The sequence below is a fragment of the Lentzea cavernae genome (genome assembly GCF_014653695.1).
Classification (GTDB): domain Bacteria; phylum Actinomycetota; class Actinomycetes; order Mycobacteriales; family Pseudonocardiaceae; genus Lentzea; species Lentzea cavernae.
Genome location: NZ_BNAR01000005.1, coordinates 196493 through 215406, shown reverse-complemented (window position 1 = coordinate 215406; position 18914 = coordinate 196493). Strand labels below are relative to the sequence as shown.

The 18914-nt window shown below is 69.5% G+C and carries 19 protein-coding genes; 8 read left to right on the top strand and 11 right to left on the bottom strand.

What is annotated here, in order from left to right:
* Positions 1-9 precede the first annotated feature (9 nt).
* The gene (locus IE307_RS18510; protein ID WP_191299220.1) at positions 10-732 is read right to left on the bottom strand and encodes a helix-turn-helix domain-containing protein; all 723 of its coding nucleotides are present in this window, start codon (positions 730-732) and stop codon (positions 10-12) included.
* A gap of 69 nt (positions 733-801) precedes the next feature.
* Between IE307_RS18510 and IE307_RS18505 the strand changes: the two genes are divergently transcribed.
* Positions 802-1734, top strand: a complete 933-nt coding sequence (locus tag IE307_RS18505; protein ID WP_191299219.1) for an aldo/keto reductase — start codon at positions 802-804, stop codon at positions 1732-1734.
* On the opposite strand, the gene IE307_RS18500 is transcribed toward IE307_RS18505, so the two are convergent.
* The 3 genes from IE307_RS18500 to IE307_RS18490 all read right to left on the bottom strand — a co-directional run bounded on the left by IE307_RS18500 (position 1727) and on the right by IE307_RS18490 (position 3755).
* Entirely contained in the window at positions 1727-1939 is a 213-nt protein-coding gene (locus tag IE307_RS18500; protein WP_191299218.1) for a DUF5703 family protein, read from the bottom strand. The two genes, IE307_RS18505 and IE307_RS18500, sit on opposite strands and share 8 nt — an antisense overlap.
* Positions 1936-2592, bottom strand: coding sequence for a YncE family protein (locus IE307_RS18495; RefSeq protein WP_191299217.1), 657 nt, complete (start codon positions 2590-2592; stop codon positions 1936-1938). Before IE307_RS18495 ends, IE307_RS18500 begins: the two co-directional genes overlap by 4 nt.
* Before the next feature lie 197 nt (positions 2593-2789).
* The gene (locus IE307_RS18490) at positions 2790-3755 is read right to left on the bottom strand and encodes an aldo/keto reductase (RefSeq protein ID WP_191299216.1); all 966 of its coding nucleotides are present in this window, start codon (positions 3753-3755) and stop codon (positions 2790-2792) included.
* 72 nt (positions 3756-3827) lie between these two features.
* Here IE307_RS18490 and IE307_RS18485 point away from each other — a divergent pair, with 72 nt between their 5' ends.
* The 3 genes from IE307_RS18485 to IE307_RS18475 are packed head-to-tail and all read left to right on the top strand — an operon-like array spanning position 3828 to position 6404.
* Entirely contained in the window at positions 3828-4877 is a 1050-nt protein-coding gene (locus IE307_RS18485; RefSeq protein WP_191299215.1) for an LLM class F420-dependent oxidoreductase, read from the top strand.
* Positions 4874-5701: an undecaprenyl-diphosphate phosphatase gene (locus IE307_RS18480; RefSeq protein ID WP_191299214.1), complete on the top strand. Its 828-nt coding sequence runs from the start codon at positions 4874-4876 to the stop codon at positions 5699-5701. Before IE307_RS18485 ends, IE307_RS18480 begins: the two co-directional genes overlap by 4 nt.
* Before the next feature lie 10 nt (positions 5702-5711).
* Entirely contained in the window at positions 5712-6404 is a 693-nt protein-coding gene (locus IE307_RS18475; protein WP_191299213.1) for a histidine phosphatase family protein, read from the top strand.
* Here the strand turns inward: IE307_RS18475 and IE307_RS18470 are convergent.
* Together IE307_RS18470 and IE307_RS46770 are read right to left on the bottom strand one after the other, a co-directional pair.
* Positions 6376-7554, bottom strand: coding sequence for an RNA polymerase sigma factor (locus IE307_RS18470; protein WP_229904834.1), 1179 nt, complete (start codon positions 7552-7554; stop codon positions 6376-6378). The genes IE307_RS18475 and IE307_RS18470 overlap by 29 nt on opposite strands.
* Positions 7551-7925 (bottom strand): YciI family protein, encoded by a 375-nt coding sequence (locus IE307_RS46770; protein ID WP_229904833.1) that lies wholly within the window; start codon positions 7923-7925, stop codon positions 7551-7553. The genes IE307_RS18470 and IE307_RS46770 overlap by 4 nt, the downstream gene beginning before the upstream one ends.
* A gap of 108 nt (positions 7926-8033) precedes the next feature.
* On the opposite strand from IE307_RS46770, the gene IE307_RS18465 reads away from it, so the two are divergent.
* Positions 8034-8483 (top strand): YybH family protein, encoded by a 450-nt coding sequence (locus IE307_RS18465; protein ID WP_191299211.1) that lies wholly within the window; start codon positions 8034-8036, stop codon positions 8481-8483.
* A gap of 423 nt (positions 8484-8906) precedes the next feature.
* Here IE307_RS18465 and IE307_RS18460 read toward each other — a convergent pair whose 3' ends face one another.
* From IE307_RS18460 to IE307_RS18450, 3 genes are read right to left on the bottom strand one after another with little or no spacing between them, the layout of a single operon-like run.
* Positions 8907-10025: a site-specific integrase gene (locus tag IE307_RS18460; protein WP_229904832.1), complete on the bottom strand. Its 1119-nt coding sequence runs from the start codon at positions 10023-10025 to the stop codon at positions 8907-8909.
* The gene (locus IE307_RS18455; RefSeq protein ID WP_191299210.1) at positions 10022-11068 is read right to left on the bottom strand and encodes a threonine aldolase family protein; all 1047 of its coding nucleotides are present in this window, start codon (positions 11066-11068) and stop codon (positions 10022-10024) included. The genes IE307_RS18460 and IE307_RS18455 overlap by 4 nt, the downstream gene beginning before the upstream one ends.
* Before the next feature lie 52 nt (positions 11069-11120).
* The gene (locus IE307_RS18450) at positions 11121-11492 is read right to left on the bottom strand and encodes a DUF4180 domain-containing protein (RefSeq protein WP_191299209.1); all 372 of its coding nucleotides are present in this window, start codon (positions 11490-11492) and stop codon (positions 11121-11123) included.
* Positions 11493-11705: 213 nt separating this feature from the next.
* Here IE307_RS18450 and IE307_RS18445 point away from each other — a divergent pair, with 213 nt between their 5' ends.
* On the top strand, positions 11706-12428 hold the full coding sequence (locus IE307_RS18445) for an alpha/beta hydrolase (RefSeq protein ID WP_191299208.1): 723 nt from the start codon (positions 11706-11708) through the stop codon (positions 12426-12428).
* A gap of 42 nt (positions 12429-12470) precedes the next feature.
* Positions 12471-13499: an adenosine deaminase gene (gene add / locus IE307_RS18440; RefSeq protein ID WP_191299207.1), complete on the top strand. Its 1029-nt coding sequence runs from the start codon at positions 12471-12473 to the stop codon at positions 13497-13499.
* Here add and IE307_RS18435 read toward each other — a convergent pair.
* Together IE307_RS18435 and IE307_RS18430 are read right to left on the bottom strand one after the other, a co-directional pair.
* Positions 13415-13753 (bottom strand): hypothetical protein, encoded by a 339-nt coding sequence (locus IE307_RS18435; RefSeq protein ID WP_191299206.1) that lies wholly within the window; start codon positions 13751-13753, stop codon positions 13415-13417. The genes add and IE307_RS18435 overlap by 85 nt on opposite strands.
* Positions 13753-14313, bottom strand: coding sequence for a DUF4240 domain-containing protein (locus IE307_RS18430; protein ID WP_191299205.1), 561 nt, complete (start codon positions 14311-14313; stop codon positions 13753-13755). Before IE307_RS18430 ends, IE307_RS18435 begins: the two co-directional genes overlap by 1 nt.
* 716 nt (positions 14314-15029) lie before the next feature.
* Here IE307_RS18430 and hrpA point away from each other — a divergent pair.
* The gene (gene hrpA / locus IE307_RS18425; RefSeq protein WP_191299204.1) at positions 15030-18896 is read left to right on the top strand and encodes an ATP-dependent RNA helicase HrpA; all 3867 of its coding nucleotides are present in this window, start codon (positions 15030-15032) and stop codon (positions 18894-18896) included.
* The last annotated feature ends 18 nt before the right edge of the window (positions 18897-18914 follow it).

Genomic DNA, 18914 nt, shown 5'->3' with positions numbered 1-18914 from the left:
TCTATTGCTTCAGTGTTGACTGAAATAGACCATCAGGCGATGTTCGCCGTCGCCTGACAGGTACAGCGTCTCGAAAGCCAGGAGGTGGGAACCCCAGCGTTCGGTGCCGGTGGCGGGCGGTAGCGACGCGGCGCTCCCGTAGCGGTCGGTGAAGGCGGCGCCGGCGGTGATGGAGAGCTCGAACGCGAGCACGGCGGCGGAGTGATCGCCCAGGTCAGCGGCCGCGCGCAGGGACGCGGCGCGGTCGTCGGCGATCTGCTCCCAGTCGGGGTGGTGGGCCTTGCCCTGAGGGCTGAAGGCGAACCGGACGAGGTTCTGCTCGTCGTCGAGGCCGGAGATCTCGCGGAACCCGCCGGTGCACGCGAGTACGTCGCCCGCGGGGGAGAGGACGGCCGCCGCGGTGGGTTCGAGCGCGTCCAACATCGCCTGCACAGTTGGCCGCAGCGGCGGTGGAGGCGGCGGGGCGCAGTTCGTGTCCGCCTTGATCAGGCGGTAGAGGTGGACGCGCTCGTCCGCGGTCATGGTCAGCGCGTCGGCGAGGGCGGACAGGACCTGGCCGGAGGGGGAGCGGTCGGTACCGCGTTCGAGGCGGGTGAGGTACTCGACGCTGATGCCGGCGCGGTCGGCGAGTTCGCCGCGGCGCAGCCCCGGGGTGCGGCGGCGCTCGGTCGTCGGGGGAGTGGTGGCTTCGCGGCGGGCGCGCAGGAACCGGCCCAGTGCGTTGTCGGCCATGATCGCGGAGTCTAGGGGGACCCTGAGCGGGACTCCCTCGGTTCGCCGTGCGCGGTGATGCTGTGGATCATGCGATACCGACTGTTCGGACGGACCGGCCTGCGCGTCTCGGAGTTGTTGCTGGGCACGATGACGTTGCGGTCCGAGGCCGTGGCGAGGCCCGTGATCGACGCCTACGTGGACGCGGGTGGGAACTTCCTCGACACCGCGTCGGCCTACGGCGAGAGCGAGGAGGTGCTCGGCGCGGTGCTGAGCCGGCGGGACCGGTTCGTGCTGGCGACGAAGTACGCGCTGACGCGGGACCCGGCGGATCCGAACGCGGGCGGCAACCACCGCAAGAACCTGGTCTTGTCTCTGGAGCGGTCGTTGCGGCGGTTGCGCACGGACTACGTGGACGTGCTGTGGGTGCACCTGTGGGACCGGCACACGCCGGTCGAGGAGACGATGCGGGCGCTGGACGACGTGGTGCGGGCGGGGAAGGTGCTCTACGTCGGGGTGTCGGACGCGCCGGCGTGGTTCGTGGCGCGGGCGAACGCGCTGGCGGAGTGGCGTGACTGGACGCCGTTCGCGGGGCTGCAGGTGCCGTACAACCTGCTCAAGCGCGACGTGGAGCGGGAGTTGCTGCCCATGGCGGACGCGCTGGGGCTGACGGTGGCGGCGTGGGCGCCGCTGGCGGCGGGGAAGCTCTCCGGTGGCACGCAACGCTCCGGGCTGCTGTCCGAACGGGAGGAGCGTGCGGCGAGGGCGGTGCGGGAGGTAGCGGATGAGCTGGGGGCGACGCCGGCTCAGGTGGCGCTGGCGTGGCTGCGTTCCTCCGGTGCGCTGCCGCTGGTGGGCGCGCGGACGCCGGAGCAGGTGCTCGACTGCCTGGGTGAGGTGGTGCTGCCGCCGGAAGCGGTCGCGCGCCTGGTGGCGTCGGCCCCGTTCGAGCGGGGCTTTCCGGCGGACTTCGTCGCCGAGTGCGAGCCCGGCGCGTTCGGTTCGGCTGTCGTCGTCAGGTGATGAGGCCTGGCAACAGGGACGCCTGGACCTTGCGGCGGAGCCACATCTTGCGGGAGCCGTCGCTGTAGAGCAGCGTGCGGGACAGTTCCCAGCCCGCGAACTCGGCCTGGATGGCCAGCTGCGTGGTCGCGGTGCGGCGGGAGATGCCGGGCGGCAGACGCAGCGGCCGGTACTCCCAGTCCCCGTCGATCACCCCTTCGGTCATGGTGAGATCACCTGTACCCCTCCGTTGTCGCCGGACGTGACGGTGACGCGCCCGGATTCCTGGTCGACGCTGACGGTGTTGGGCTGACGCACGGTGGGGAACCGGTACTTCTCGGCCGGTTCTCCCGCGGCGACGTCGAGTCCGACGACCTCGTTGCGCTCGGTGAGCGTGATCCACGCGATGTCGCGCTTGCCGTCGTAGGCGATGCCGTAGGGCGTGCCGGGCACGGGGTAGCGCTGGCGCATGATCAGCGGGTTGATCGAGAACGCGATGAACTCGCCGCCGCGGGTGTCGACGACGAGCAGGCGGCCGAAGCGGTCGGGGACGCCGTTGGTGGCGCCGTCACCGGCTCGCAGGCCGGGGCCCCTGGTCTGCGAGCCCTTGTCGTCGGTGGCCATCTCGAACACGGCGCTGCGCAGCCGGTCGAGCTCGACGTTGCGGCCGTTGACCTGGAACTTCAGCGTGGTGTCGCCCTCGGTGAACGTGCCGCCGGGGGTGATCTCACCGGGCGGGGTGCCGTTCTGGGCGGGGGAGTGGGCGGGCTTGGCCGCCTCGAGGACCTCGGCCACCTGCAGCGGGTCCTGCGACCCCTCGCTCTGGCCGCACGCTGCCAGCGTGGCGGTGGTCAGGATCAGAGCAGCGAGCCGGCGCAAGATCGGTTCCCTTCGAGGAAAGTCGTCTTCTCCAGCATCCCTGACGGTCGCCTGTTGGTCACGCAAGGGGTGGGGTGAAACTCGTCCGACCGGCGCAGCATTTATCTCTATAACTTCAGTGTTGACTAAAACTGGTACCTACCGGCAGGCACGTCCCACACGTCGAACAGACCAACAAAGCCAAGAGGAGAGCCCAATCAGGGCATCGGGCGTTCGGGGTAGCCGAGTTCGATGGCGCTGACGTCGTCCAGTGCGGCCCGGATCGCCGGGGGCAGGGTGAGCTGTTCGGCTTCGAGCGAGGCGATGAGCTGGTTGGTGTCGCGGGCGCCGACGACGGGGGCGACGACGCCGGGGCGGTCGCGGACCCAGGCCAGGGCGACGCAGAGCGCGGAGGTGCCGAGGCCTTCCGCCGCGGTGGCGACGGCCTGGACGATCCGGGCGGCGCGGTCGTTGCGGTGCTGTTCGACGTAGCCGGCGAAGTGGGTGGAGGCGCCGCGGGAGTCGGGCGGGGTGCCGTTGCGGTACTTGCCGGTGAGCACGCCGCGGCCCAGGGGAGCCCAGGGGAGCAGGCCGAGTCCGTGGTGCAGGGCGGCGGGGGCGACTTCGCGTTCGATGCCGCGTTCGAGCAGGGAGTACTCGACCTGGGTGGAGATGAGGGGGTAGGTGGTGGGGGTGAGGGCGGCGGTGGCGAGTTGCCAGCCGCTGTAGTTGGAGATGCCGGCGTAGCGGACTTTTCCGGCGGAGATGGCGTGGTCGAGGGCGGAGAGTGATTCCTCGACGGGGACGCCGGCGTCCCAGGCGTGGAGTTGCCAGAGGTCGATGTGGTCGGCGCCGATGCGGCGCAGGGATCCGTCGAGGGCGGACAGGAGGGCGCCGCGGGAGGCGCCTCCGCCGAAGGGGCCTTCGGTGCGGCGGGCGACGGCTTTGGTGGCGAGGACGAGTTCGTCGCGGGAGACGATTTCGCCGAGGAGGGTGCCGAGGATGCGTTCGGCTTCGCCGTCGGAGTAGACGTCGGCGGTGTCGACGAGGGTGCCGCCGGCGTCGGCGAAGGCCATGAGCTGGGTGGCGGCCTCGTCCGGGTCGGTGTCGCGTCCCCACGTCATCGTGCCCAGTGCGGTCCTGGAGACGCGGAGGCCGCTGCGGCCGAGGTATCGCTGTTGCACGTGCGCGATGCTAAGGGGTGATCATCGGGTTGGCCTGGCATTCGGTGTTACTGGCCGGTAGGGTCTCGCTGCGTGAAGCTCGGATTGAACCTCGGATACTGGGGCGCCGGCAACGACGCCGCGAACCTTGAGCTGGCCAAAGAGGCCGACCGTCTCGGCTTTTCGGTGGTGTGGGCCGCGGAGGCCTACGGTTCCGACGCGCCGACGGTGCTCGCGTGGGTGGCCGCGCAGACCGAACGCATCGACGTCGGTAGCGCGATCTTCCAGATCCCGGCGCGGACGCCCGCGATGGCGGCGATGACCGGGGCCACTTTGGACACGTTGTCGGGTGGCCGGTTCCGGATGGGACTGGGTGTGTCGGGTCCGCAGGTGTCGGAGGGCTGGCACGGTGTGCGGTTCGACAAGCCGCTGGCTCGTACGCGTGAGTACGTGGAGATCGTGAAGAAGGCGCTGTCGCGGGAGAAGCTGCGGTTCGAGGGTGAGCACTACACCCTGCCGTTGCCGGATGGCCCGGGCAAGGCGTTGCAGCTCACGGTGCACCCGGTGCGGGAGCAGATTCCGATCTACCTGGCGGCTGTGGGGCCGAAGAACCTGGAGTTGACGGGGGAGATCGCGGACGGGTGGCTGGCGATCTTCTTCTCGCCGGAGTTCTCGGCGGAGTCCCTGGCCAGCGTGAAGGCGGGCCGGGAGAAGGCCGGCAAGACGATGGAGGGTTTCGACGTCGTTCCGACGGTGCCCCTGGTCGTCGGTGAGGACTGGAAGGCGTGTGCTGATCCGGTTCGGGCGTACACGGCGCTGTACGTGGGCGGCATGGGCAGCCGCAAGCAGAACTTCTACAACAACCTGATGGTGCGCATGGGTTTTCCGGCTCAGGCCGAGGAGATCCAGGAGAAGTACCTGTCGCGGGACTACGCGGGGGCGATGGCGGCGATTCCGCTGGAGTTCCTGGACGCGACTGCGTTGCTGGGCCCGAAGGAGCGCATAGCAGACCGGATGCAGGCGCTTGCTGCCGCGGGGGTCACCACGCTGTCCGTTTCGCCGATGCTGCAAGATCTCGAGCAGGGGATCGCGGGCCTTCGCACCGCGGCCGAGGCTCTGGATCTGGCAGGAGTGGGTAGTTGAGCTGGTTGCAGGCTCTGGTCCTCGGACTGGTCCAAGGACTGACGGAATTCCTGCCGATTTCCAGCAGTGCGCACCTGCGCATCACGTCGACGCTGTTCTTCGGCAACGACGCGGGCGCTTCGTTCACCGCGGTCATCCAGCTGGGTACCGAGGTGGCGGTGCTGATCTACTTCGCCAAGGACATCGGGCGCTTCATCAGCGCCTGGTTCCGCGGCCTCTTCTCCGCTGAGGCGCGCAAGGAGAAGGATTACAAGCTCGCCTGGTACGTGATCATCGGTTCCGTGCCGATCTCGGTTCTCGGGTACCTGTTGAAGGACGAGATCCGGACGTCGGCGCGGAACCTGTGGATCACGGCGACGATGCTCGTGGTGTTCGGTCTGCTGCTGGGGTTGGCGGATCATCTGGCGAAGCAGCAGCGTGACGAGTTGCGGATGAAGGACGCGATCGGGATGGGGCTGGCGCAGGCGTTGGCGCTGATCCCAGGTGTGTCGCGGTCGGGTGGCACGTTGACGGCGGGTCTGTTCCTGGGGTTGAACCGGGAGGCGGCGGCGCGGTATTCGTTCCTGCTGGCGATTCCGGCGGTGTTCGGGGCGGGGTTGTTCTCGATTCCGGACGTGCTGGAGCGGTCGGGGACGGGGGTGCAGGCGTCGATCCCGCAGATGGTCGTGGCGACGCTGATCTCGTTCGTGGTGGGGTACGCGACGATCGCGTGGTTGCTGAAGTACGTGTCGAAGCATTCGTACTCGGCGTTCGTGTGGTATCGGTTGATGCTGGGTCTGGTGCTGATGGGGCTGCTGTCGATGGGGTTGCTGCAGCCGATCTAAGGTGGGTGCCGTGGCCACGGTGATCCTGCTCCGACATGCTCGTTCGACTGCCAACGGTTCCGGTGTGCTCGCCGGGAGATCGTCGGGTGTGGGGTTGGACGAGCGCGGGCGGGCTCAGGCGGCGGCTCTGGTGGGTCGTTTGAAGGACGTTCCGGTCAGCGCGGTGGTGTCGTCTCCTCTGCAGAGGTGTGAGGAGACGTTGGCGCCGTTGCTGGCCGATCGGTCGTTGGTGGCCGTGGCGGAGCCGGATCTGTCCGAAGTGGATTACGGGGCGTGGACCGGTAGGGCGTTGAAGGACCTGTACGACGAGCCTTTGTGGAAGGTCGTGCAGCAGCATCCTTCCGCCGCTGTGTTCCCCGATGGTGAGGGTCTGGCGCATGTGCAGGCTCGTGCGGTGGCGGCGGTGCGTGCGCATGACGCGCGTGTGTCCGAGGAGCACGGTCCTGGTGCGGTGTGGGTGTTGTGCTCGCACGGTGATGTGATCAAGGCGGTGCTGGCGGACGCGTTGGGTGTGCACCTGGACGGGTTCCAGCGGATCGTGGTGGATCCGTGTTCGATCTCGGTGGTGCAGTACACGCAGACGCGGCCTTTTGTGTTGCGGACCAACGACAACGGTGGGGACCTGTCGGGTGTGGTGCCGGTGGCGCCCCCGCAGGAGGCGCCGTCGTCGGACGCTACCGTGGGCGGCGCGACCGGAGCCTGAGGTAGCGCTGTTCGGGTGCGCTCAGGGTGAGTGCGGCGGCTTTCTCGTATTCGGTGCGGGCGTTGTCGTGGTCGCCTTGCAGGTCCAGCAGGTGTGCTTTGACGGCGTGCACGCGGTAGTGGTCGAGTTCCAGTGTGGACAGTTCGTCGAGTGCCTGCTGCGGGCCGTGGACCATGGCGAGGGCGACGATGCGGTTGAGGGCGACCATCGGGCCGGGTGCGGTGACGGTGAGCAGGTCGTAGAGGCCGAGGATCTCGTTCCAGTCGGTGTCGTCCGCGGTCGTGGCGTCGGCGTGGACGGCGGCGATGGCGGCCTGTAGTTGGTAGGGGCCGATCTGTGCGGTTTGCAGCGCCGCTTCGATGAGTGCGGTGCCTTCGTTGATCGCGTGGCGGTCCCATCGGGTGCGGTCCTGCTCGGCGAGTGGGATGAGGGCGCCGTGGGGGTCGGTGCGGGCGGGGCGGCGTGCGTCGGTGAGCAGCATCAGCGCGAGCAGTCCGGTGAGCTCTCCGTCGTGTGGTCTGCGTTTGTGCAGTTGACGGGTCAGGCGGAGGGCTTCGGCGGTGAGGTCGACGCGGAGGAGGTCGTCGCCGGAGCTGGCGGTGGAGCCTTCGGTGAAGATCAGGTACAGCACGTGCAGGACGGCCGTGAGGTCCTGGGGTGGGCGGAACTTCGCGCCGGACTGCTTGATCTTCTGCTTGGCGCGGCTGATGCGCTGGGCGACGGTGGCTTCGGGGACGAGGAACGCGCGGGCGATCTCGGCGGTGGTGAGCCCGCCGACCGCGCGCAGCGTGAGGGCGATCTGCGAGGCGGTGGTCAGTGACTCGTGACAGCACAGCGCGAGGATGGTGAGCGTGTCGTCCTGAGCGGGCACCGGGTCGGGTGGGGCGGGGGTGAGGGCGACGACCTTGTCCTCGCGGTGGCGGCGTGCGGTGTCGGCGCGGTACTGCTCGATCCACCGGCGGGACGCGGCGGTGATGAGCCAGCCCTTGGGGTTGTCCGGGACGCCGTCGGCGGGCCATTGCCGTGCGGCGGCGAGCAGGGCTTCCTGCACGGCGTCCTCGCAGACGTCGAACTGGCCGTGGCGGCGTACGAGAACGCCGAGGACCTGCGGCGCGAGTGTGCGCAGCAGGCCCTCCACCTGGGGTGTCACGTGCCGTCGAGCATCGACATGTCCCAGACGGGGCGGACTTCGATGCCGTCGTTGTGGGCGTCGGGCAGGGTGGCGGCGTGGGCGACGACCTCGTCGATGGTGTCGGCCTCGACGAGGTAGAAGCCGGCGAGGTACTCCTTGGCCTCGGCGAACGGTCCGTCGGTGACGACGACCTCGCCGTCGCGGATGCTGACGCCCTTGCCGGTCTCGGGGCCGGGGAGGCCTTCGCTGACGATCAGTTCGCCGGAGGCGCGGAGTTTGGCGGACAGGTCGTAGTGGTCCTGGCCGAACTTCATCTGCTGTTCGTCGGTGAGCTTGTCCCACGCGGCCCGTGACTTCGGGTTGCTGTAGATGAGGATCAGGTACTTCACTTCCGGCCTCCTGGTCGGCTGGCTGCGGAAAAAATCTTCTCACCGCCATGTCGAGACCGCGGGCCGTGTCTCGACATCGGAGTGTCACTTCGAGACGGAGGTTGTGGGATGACCGGAACGCTGGTGCAGGACGAGGTCGCGATCCTGGCGTTGTTCGCCGAGCACGCGGAGGGGTTGCGGTTGCGTGATCCGGCGCGGGTCGTGGCGCGGTACGCGCAGGACGCGGTGACGTGCACGCTGGCGCCGCCGTTGCGCAACACGGGGCTGGACGCGCGTGATCCGGAGGCGGTGGCGGGGTGGATGGCCGGGTTCGACGGGCCGATCACGCTGGAGCACCGCGACCTGGCGGTGGTGGTGTCCGGTGATGTGGCGTTCGTGCACGGGCTGGCGCGGCTGGCCGCGGTGCCGGTCGGGTATCCGGAGGGGTTCTCGATGTGGATGCGCACGACCGTGGGGTTGCAGCGGCGTGAGGGGCGGTGGCTGGTGACGCACGAGCACGATTCGGTGCCGTTCCACATGGACGGGTCGTTCCTGGCGGCGACCGATCTGCGTCCGTGAGGCTGTGCCGAGGTCCGGACCGTGCAGGGGGTCGGTCCGGACCTCGGCGTTCTTGCGGCGGATCCTGAGTGGTCCCGGGGTGGTGGCCGGTCGCGGCGTTACAGGGGCGCCGGGCTGATCACCGGTGGAGCTGCCCGACCATCGTCGATGACCGGGTGTGGTGATCGTATTGCTCTCGGTGCTCGTTTCTGGCCACTCCCAGAGTGCGAGATTGCTTCATGAATTGGACTGACGCGCTGGTCAGCCCACCGCGATTTGGTTGAATTCGGACATGAAACAGCAGCTCACGGGCTGTGGAAACCCGCCGGTAACTTCCGGGCGCGCAGGTGCGTGCGGCGTAACGCGTTGCTGCGTTCGGTTCAGGCCTGCCGGAGGGGATCTTGTTTACAGTTAACCACCCGGCGTGAGACCTGGGTCACAAGATCACAGGCCGAGGCGGGTCACGGCGTTGTCCTCGAGGGGGTTGGCGGTGCGGATGTAGCGGTGCACCGTGCGCGGGTTGGTCCACCGGCCCTGCCGCATGATCTCCCGGTCGCTCGCCCCGCCCAGCGCCGCCTGGGTCGCGAACCCCGCCCGCAGAGAGTGCCCGCCGAACAGCGCCGGGTCCAGGCCCGCGCGTACCGCGTAGCGCTTCACGAGCTCCGCCACGGCGCGTCCCGACATGGCCTTGGCGCCGATGCCGCCGTGCCGGTTCACCACGGGGAACAGGGCGCCCTGCCGCGCGGTCGGCTGGTAGCCGTGGCAGCGGTGCAGGCCGGTCTCGGAGATCTCCCTGCCGCCGAGGACGTCGGCCCAGTCGGCGAACGCGCACACCGGGCACGTCGGGCGCCTGCTGCCGCGCGGCAGGACCACCGACTGCTGGTGCTTGCCGGTCTGGTCGGTCTTGGTCGTGCCCAGCCTGATCAGGAGCAGCGGTTCGTGCGTGCGCGGGTCCACGTCGACCGTGACGTCCTCGAACTCGATGGCCGCGAGCTCGCTGCGCCGCAGGGCGCCGGCGAAGCCGACGAGCAGCAGCAGGGCGTCCCTCGCGCGCGCCGGGCCGTCCTGCGGGCGTTCGTTCAGCAGCGCTTCCAGTGTTTCCAGCAGCACCGGGCGTTTGCGTCGTGGCTGCGTTTTGCGCGTGCGGCGGATACCGCGCAGTGTCAGCCGCACGACGTCGCTGCGCGTCGGGCTCGGCAGGCCGTTCGCGGCGTGCACGGCCGAGATCGCCGCGGACTTGCGTTCCAGCGTCGAGGCGCCGAACGCCGGTGTGCCGTCGGGCTTGACGGTGTCCGCGGCGACCGCCAGGTACACGGCCACGTCGAGCGGGTCGGCCGGCAGCGCCTGGCGGCCCTCGGCCTGGCACCACCCGGCCCACGCGATCCAGTCGGAGCGGTAGGCGCGCACCGTGTTGGGGGACTGGGCGCTGCGCAGGTAGTTGCTCAGCGAGGCGGCTTGCTCGTCGTCGAACCTCTCGCGCACGCTCGCGAGCGCGTCGACGTCGATCAGCACCGAGTGCGAGACCCTGACCAGCGCGTGCTGGACGGGTTCGGGCAGGCTCACATCCGTGATGGTAGTCCCTTGATCAACTCCACCACCTCGTGCGGCGTGAACTCCAGCCCGCTGATCCCCACGCTCACCTCGAAGCTGCACCGGCGCGGGTCCGGGTTCGACCGGGCGTGGAGGAACAGCCTGATCCCGGTCTCCTCCAAGAGGTTCTGGGCGGCCCGCTGGGCGTCGTGGCGCGACATCGGCAGGTGGACGTGGAACAGGGGAGTGGCGGGCACGTCCGGGGTGGTGTGTGCGAAACCGTCGGCGTTGATCGCCTCGGCCACGGCCTGCGCGTGCCGTTTGAACTCGGCCATGCGCGGCAGGTTCGCGTCCAGGCCCATCAACGCGATCGCCGCGAGCGGCCAGGCGTCCACGATCGCGCCGCCCATGCGCCGGCGCCACACCGAGGCCTGCCCGATCGTCTCGGCGTCACCGGCGAGCACCGCCCCGCGCACGCCCTCCAGTCCTTTGTAGAGCGACACGTACACCGTGTCGAACACGGCGGCGATCTCGGCGAGCGTGGCGTCGTAGCCGGTCTGCGCCTCCCACAGCCGCGCACCGTCGCAGTGCGCGGCCGCGCCACTGGCCCTGACCCACTGCGCCTGCGCCGCCAGATCGGCGAACGCGGGCAGGACACCGCCGATGTCGCGTTGGGGCAGCTCGAACACCACCGCCGCGAGCGGTTCGTGCACCGCTTTGAGCTCGTCCAGTCCGAACAGTTCGTTGCGGTCGCCGACGGGGTGGAACCACAGGTCGTGCAGCGCGTTGTAGCCCTGGTTCTCCCACACGTGCAGGTGCGTCTGCGGATGGGCGGCGAACGCGCGCCGGCCCGTGCGTTCGGCGTGCACCCGCAACACCGCCTGCTGCGCCATCGTTCCCGACGGGAAGAACAACGCCGCGGGCTTGCCCAGCAGGCCCGCGACCCGTTGCTCGAGCACCCGCACCGGATCCTCCGGGCGGGTCTCGGGCGTGAGGTACTCGGCGAGCCGGCGCGTGAGCTCGTAGGGCGACTTGCGCGGACCACTGTGCTGCGACAGAGAACGGCGGATGTCCATGCCACCGAGACTAACTATTGCCACTATCTTGCAATAGGGCCGTTCGCCGTGGTCAGGCCGCGTCTTTCAGGCGTGCGTCCAGCTCCGACTCGTCCTGCACGAACCACAACTGGCGGCCCTGGTTCGACTCGTGGACGAAGTCCCGCAACGCCGTGCTCGCCGCCACCTGCTCGGTGATGTCGCCGACCACCGCCACCCGGAACCCGTACTGCTGCAACTTCTGCACCACCGCGCCCGCCACCCGCGTGCGCAGCACGAAGAACTCCTGCGGCAACCGGTCCACCGGCACCACCAGCCACTGCACGTCCTGACCCCACAACGTGCCGATCAGGTCCACAGCGGACTGCTCGTCGGCGATCTTCGGACCATCCGGCGCGCACATCAGCACCGTCGCGCCGTGGCGCGTCTGCACAACATCAGGCATGGCACCGCAACCTAATGGCCGAGCACACCCGGTGTCGCTCCGAATTCCCGCGCGGCCGGTGATCACCGCTTGCTAGGGTCGCCGCACGCGATCGGCCCGAGGAGGTGAGTCCCATCAACGCGGTCACCCCAGATGGGCGCTCCCTCCCCTTCACGGCCTGACGCCGTCCGGCGCGTCGCCACGGGAGCGCTCCAGCCCCGAAAGGCCTCGACCATGCGCTTCACCTCTGCCTCGACGTCCGCCGACGGCACCACCTCCCGCGACTTCGTCCACGACGGCGTCCCCGGCGTCCTGTGGACCCCACCCGGCGAACCGGCCGGGCTGGTGCTCGGCGCCCACGGCGGCGGCCAGCACACACGTTCTCCCGGCGTCGTCGCCCGCGCCCACCGCTGCACCGCCGCCGGACTCGCCGTCGTCACCCTCGACGCCCCCGGCCACGGCGACCGCGCCCGCACCGCCCAGGACGACCGGTTCGCCACCGAGATCCGCGCCCGCATCACCGCGGGCGGTGACGCCGGCGAGCTCGTGGCCTCCTACAACGCCCTGCAGGCCTCACGTGCGATCCCGGAGTGGCAGTCGGTGCTCGACGCCCTGCCCGACTTCGGCGATCGCGCCGGGTTCTGGGGCATGTCCATGGGCGCCGCCATCGGCATCCCGCTCGTCGCCGCCGAACCCCGCGTCCACGCCGCGGTGTTCGGACTGATCGGCGCCACCAACGCGCTCGTGGCGGCCGCGGCGAGCATCACCGTGCCCGTGCGGTTCCTGCTGCAATGGGACGACCGGCTCGTGGCGCGCGACGCCGGGCTCGCGCTGTTCGACGCCTTCGCCACCGCCCGCAAGTCGTTGCACGCCAACCCCGGCGGGCACGGCGACGTCCCCGACCACGAGATCGGCGGCGCCGCCGCGTTCCTCGCCGGTCAGGCCGCCGCCGGGTAATTCCCAGGCGTGCGCGGGCCGGTCTGAGTAGCGTCGCGGGTCATGCGTGATCTCGCGGCGTTGCCCAAGGCCCACCTGCACGTGCACCTCGAAAGCACCGTGCACGCGGACACCGTCGCGGAGCTCGCCGAGCACCACGGGGTCGACGTGCCCGCGGCGCCGGCGGGCACGTTCGACGGGTTCGCGCAGTTCGCCGCGCACAACGGGGCAGTGCGGGACTGCCTGCGGCGAGCCGAGGACTTCCACCGGATCGCGTACGAGTTCTGCGCCGAGGAAGCAGCGCAGGGGACCCGGTACGCCGAGGTCACGTTCACCGCGGCAGCGCACGGAGAACGGCTCGGTGATCCGGACATGCCGCTCGAGGCGGTGTTGTCCGGGCTCGCCGCAGGACAGGCCGCCCACGGCATCGAATGCCGTGTGATCGTGGACCACCCCAGGAAGCGGTCAGTCGCACGGTTTCAGGACTCACTGCGGCTCGCGACCGCACACCCGCAGGTCGTCGCGATCGGGATGGCCGGAGCGGAAGACCACCCGCTCACCCCGTTCACCGCCGTGTTCCGCGCCGCACGAGACGCCGGAATCGGGCTCGTGCACCACGCGGGCGAGTGCTGCGGAGCGCACAGCGTCGCCGAAGCCGTGACCGTCGGGCTCGCCAACCGGATCGGGCACGGGTTCCGCGCACTCGACGACCCGGAAGTCGTCGCCCTGCTGCGCGACCGCGCCATACCGCTCGAAGCCTGCCCGTCGTCCAACGTCGCACTGGGACTGGTCGAATCCGTCTCCTCTCATCCACTGCCACAACTGCTCGACGCCGGGCTGACCATCACGCTCAGCACCGACACCCCCGCCTCCACCGGCACCACGCTCACCGACGAGTACCGGCTGCTGCGCGAGCACCTCGGCCTCGACGACGACGCTCTCGCGCGCATCGCCACCAACGCCGTCGACGCCTCCTTCGCACCCACCGGCACGAAGACCCGGCTGCGTCAGGACATCGCCACCTGGCGAGCCGGCTCGAAGCACACCAGCCCGTGCCGCGACGCCAGCAACGCCACCAGCTCCAGCACCTGACGCCGCCCCGGCCACACCACGTGCACGATCACCGCGTCCACCCCCACCGTCAGCGCCTCCTCCCACGACACCGGCGACGACGGATCCGGCGAGGTCTGCCGCAACTCCCGCACGAACGCCGCCACCGCGGGCTCGAACGCCCCCAACGGCGAGGACCGCAGCTCCGCGTACCGGGCCGCCGCCTCCGGGAACGACGCCGGACCCGGAGCCCGCCACACCACGACATCCACGGGCACATCACCCGGCTCGTCCATCACGCCACCTTCCCGAACAACGCACCCAACCGCGGAATCCGCGCCGAGATCTCCACCGGACTCGCGAAGTCCCACGACTCACCACCCGGATCCGGAGACACCAGCAACTCCAGCCCGCGCGAGGCCAGCACCGCCTCCAGATCCCCGTCGAACGCCTCGGCCGCCACGTAGTCGAGACCCTCCCAGTCCGGCCAGTCCTCATCCGCCCACGCGTGCACACCGCCACGAGACGCCAGCAACCGCACGTGCGGCAGATCGGCCAGCGCGTCCGGCGACGACGCCACCGCCTCGAACACCGCCCGCCCCTGCCCCACCAGCCACGCCTGGAAGTAGAAGAACCCGTCGTCCGAACACAACCCGCCGCAGATCAGATCCGCCGCGTGCCAGTGCGCCCACGTGTCCACCCGGCGACGCACCTCGTCGAGCCGCACCGCGAACTCCACCACCTCACCGGCAGGCAGCGCGGCCAGCGCGACAGTCAGCCGCTCCAGCCGATCGTCCTGGCCGGACGCCCCCGCAGCGGAGGACTCCACCAGGCCCCAGAACGCGTTCAGGTCCATGCCCGGAACGCTAGCGAGGGGGTCTGACAATTTTGGACGCCTCGGGCATCGGTGCAGGTCAGCGGTGTCTCGGCATTGGGGGATGGCGGAGAGGCGGGGTGCTGGGAGGACGGCACCGGTAAGGGAGCGGGGGAAGGCGCGCGGGGCCGGGGTGGGGAGAGTCGAGGAGAGCGGCGGGAGCAGAGGAAGGCGCGGTGCTGGAAGGCGCGGGCGCGGGAAGAGGCGACCGGAAAAAGGGTGGGGGAGATGGGGAGCGGAAAGATGCAGGGGATGGAGGTGAGAGCGGCGGGCTGGGAGATGGGCGAACGGGGAGCCGGAGGGTGGAGGTGCGGAGGCAGGACGGGTGGGGAGAGACGGAGACGAGTGGCGAGAGCAGGGGAGGGAGTGGCGGTGCAGGACGAGGAAGCGGGAAGCGGAACTGAGAGGGTGCGGAACTGAGTGGTAGCGGGGATGTGGAGGGGAGCGGAGACACGGGAAACAGAGGGGAAGAGGGAGACGGAGGGGTGGGCCGGGGAGATGCCGGAGAGGTAGCGGGGGCGAGTTACCGCAGGTGAGTGGCGTGGCGCCGGTCGACGGGCGGAACGGACACCTCGACCACCCCCGGTGACACCGCGGGCCGAGCCACACGCAGGAGTTGCCGATCTCACTCCCCGGTGACGCCCTCGGACGGTTATTGGCGCGAACGATTCGCGCGGCCTGACTATCCTTGAACCCAAATGGACACCCCGCACGCTGAACTGCACAAACGTCTGCCCGAGCTCATGCCGCGTGATCAACGCAGGCTCGCCAGGCGCCTCGACGGCGCACGCCGGGTCAAGGACCCGCTGGCGCGCAGGAAGATCACCGAGGAGATCGCCGCCCAGATCGACGAGGCCGCGCTCAAGGTCGCGCTGCGCAGGGAGTCGGTTCCCAAGATCACGTATCCGGCGGAGCTGCCGGTCAGCCAGCGCAAGGACGACATCAAAGAGCTGATCGCGAACAACCAGGTCGTGATCGTCGCCGGCGAGACCGGGTCCGGCAAGACCACGCAGCTGCCGAAGATCTGCATGGAGCTCGGGCGGGGCATCACCGGTCAGATCGGGCACACCCAGCCGCGGCGCATCGCCGCGCGCACCGTGGCCGAGCGCGTGGCCGAGGAGCTGGGCACCAAGCTCGGTGACACGATCGGGTACAAGGTGCGGTTCACCGACCAGTCCGGTGACGACACCCTGGTCAAGCTCATGACCGACGGCATCCTCCTCGCGGAGATCCAGACCGATCGCGAGCTGAGCCGGTACGACACGATCATCATCGACGAGGCCCACGAACGCAGCCTCAACGTCGACTTCCTGCTCGGCTACCTCAAGCAGCTGTTGCCGCGCCGGCCCGACCTCAAGGTCGTCATCACGAGTGCGACGATCGACCCGCAGCGGTTCAGCGCGCACTTCGAGGACGCCCCGGTCATCGAGGTCTCCGGGCGCACCTACCCCGTGGAGACCCGGTACCGGCCGCTCGAGGAGGACGACGACCAGACCCAGGGGATCATCAACGCCGTCCACGAGCTGCAGGCCCAGGGGCCCGGCGACGTGCTGGTGTTCCTGTCGGGTGAACGGGAGATCCGCGACACCGCCGACGCGCTCAAGGCCGAGGACCTGCGCAACACCGAGATCCTGCCGCTGTACGCGCGGCTCAGCGTCGGTGAGCAGCACCGGGTGTTCCAGCGGCACACCGGGCGGCGGGTCGTGCTGGCCACCAACGTCGCCGAGACCAGCCTCACCGTGCCCGGCATCAAGTACGTCGTCGACCCCGGCAACGCGCGCATCTCCCGCTACAGCCACCGCCTCAAGGTGCAGCGGCTGCCGATCGAGCCGATCTCGCAGGCGAGCGCGAACCAGCGCAAGGGGCGTTGCGGGCGCGTGAGCGAGGGCATCTGCATCCGCCTGTACTCCGAGGAGGACTTCGAGGCACGCCCGGAGTTCACCGACGCGGAGATCCTGCGCACCAACCTGGCGAGCGTCATCCTGCAGATGACCAACATCGGTCTCGGTGACGTGGCGCGGTTCCCGTTCATCGACCCGCCCGACAGCCGCAACATCAACGACGGCATCGGGTTGCTGCAGGAGCTCGGCGCGATCAACGCCGCCGAGAAGAAGCTCACCCCGACGGGGCGCAAGCTCGCCGCGCTGCCCGTGGACCCGCGCCTGGGGCGCATGGTGCTCGAGGCCGACACCACCGGCTGCCTCAAAGAGGTCATGATCATCGCCGCGGCGCTGTCCATCCAGGACCCGCGCGAGAGGCCCGCCGACCAGCAGGAGGCGGCGACCCAGCAGCACGCGAGGTTCGTGGACAAGGAATCGGACTTCGTCACGTTCCTCAACCTGTGGCAGTACCTCAAGGAACAGCAGAAGGAACTGTCCGGCAACCAGTTCCGCAAGCGCTGCAAGGCCGAGTTCCTCAACTACCTGCGCGTGCGCGAGTGGCAGGACATCTACCTGCAGCTGCGGCAGGTCGCCAAGCAAATCGGCATGCACGTCAACGACCAGCCCGGTGACCCGCGCAACATCCACATCGCGTTGCTGTCGGGACTGCTCAGCCACATCGGCGTGAAGGACGTCCTCAAGAAGCAGGCCCCGAACGAGAAACGGCGGCCGCTCACGGAGTTCCTCGGCGCCCGCAACGCCAAGTTCGCGATCTTCCCCGGCTCTGCCCTGGCCAAGAAACCACCGCAGTGGGTGATGGCCGCCGAACTGGTCGAGACCAGCCGCCTGTGGGGGCGCATCGTCGCCAAGATCGAACCCGAGTGGGCCGAGCGCCTCGGTGAGCACGTCGTCAAGCGCCAGTACTCCGAACCGCACTGGGAGACCAAACGCGGCAGCGTCGTCGCGCTGGAGAAGGTGACGCTGTACGGGGTGCCGATCGTGGCCGGCCGCAAGGTCAACTACGGGCGCATCGACCCCGAGCTGTCCCGGGAGCTGTTCCTGCGCCACGCCCTGGTGCAGGGCGAGTGGACCACGCACCACCGGTTCTTCCACACCAACCGGGCGATGCTCGAGGAAGTCGGCGAACTGGAGAACCGGGCGCGCCGCAGGGACATCGTCGTCGACGAGGAGACCCTGTTCGACTTCTACGACAAACGCGTCGCCCCCGAGGTCGTCTCCGCACGGCACTTCGACTCGTGGTGGAAGAAGCAGAAGGACAAGAACCAGCTCACCTTCACCAAGGACATGCTGGTCAACGAACGCGCCGACGTCACCCCGGAGGCCTATCCGGACCAGTGGCGCCAGGGTGAGCTGACGTTGCCGCTGAGCTACCACTTCGAGCCCGGCACGAAGAACGACGGCGTCACCGTGCAGTTGCCGCTGCCCGCGCTCACGACGCTGGACGACGACGCGTTCTCCTGGCAGATCCCCGGCCTGCGCCACGACCTGGTCGTCGCGCTCATCCGGTCGCTGCCCAAACCGATCCGCCGCAACTTCGTTCCCGTCCCCGACGTCGCCACCGCCGTGCTCGCCCGCATCACACCCGGCGAGACCAGCCTGCTCGGCGGCGTCGAACGCGAGCTCAAAGCCCTCACCGGGGTCACCGTGCACCGCGAGGACTGGCAGTTCGACTCGGTCCCGGACCACCTCAAGCTCACGTTCCAGGTCGTCGACGAGCACAACCGCACCCTCGCCGAGGGCAAGGACATCGCGGTGCTCAAGGAGAAGCTGCGCGACGAGGTCCGCGAGTCGCTGTCGCAGGCCGCCGGGCACCTCGAACGCACCGGCCTGACCACCTGGGACTTCGACGCGCTGCCCAGGACCATCGAGCAACGGCAGTCCGGCATCACCGTCACCGCCTACCCGTCGCTGGTCGACCGGGGCGAGACCGCCGCGATCAAGGTCCTCGACACCCCCGGCCGGCAGGCCTACGCGCACCGCCGCGGCGTGCGCAGGCTCCTGCTGCTGGGCATCAACTCACCGGTCAAGCACCTGCAGCGCCACCTCGACAACGCCGCGAAGCTCGCGCTGACCCGCAACCCGCACGGCGGCGTCGCCGCGTTGCTGCAGGACTGCATCACGGCCGCGGTCGACCGGCTCATGGGCGACCCCGCGTGGGACGCCAAGGCCTACGCCGCCCAGCTCAAGAAGGTCCAGGCCGCGCTCAACGACACCACGTGGGTCGTCGTGCAGGAGGTCCGCAAGGTCCTCGAAGCCGCCCACCAGGCCGAACTGGCCCTCAACGGTCTCAAGGGCGCGCCGGACTCGGCCGCCGACATCCGCGCGCACCTCAACTCGTTGGTGTACAAGGGATTCGTCACCCGCACCGGCTACGACCGGCTCCCGGACCTCGTGCGCTACCTCAAGGGCATCGCCCGGCGCATCGAGAAGCTGCCGGAGAACCCGCGCCGCGACCTCGACTGGACCCACCAGGTGCATCAGGTCCACGCCGAGTACCGGGAACTGCGCGCGCAGACCCCCGCCGACGAACCCGCGCCCGAGCTCGACGAGATCCGCTGGATGATCGAGGAACTGCGCCTGTCCTACTTCGCCCAGACCATCAAGACCCGGTACACGATCAGCGACAAGCGCATCTACAAAGCACTCGACGCCGTGCCGCTGTGAGCCGCTACCGTGGAGCAT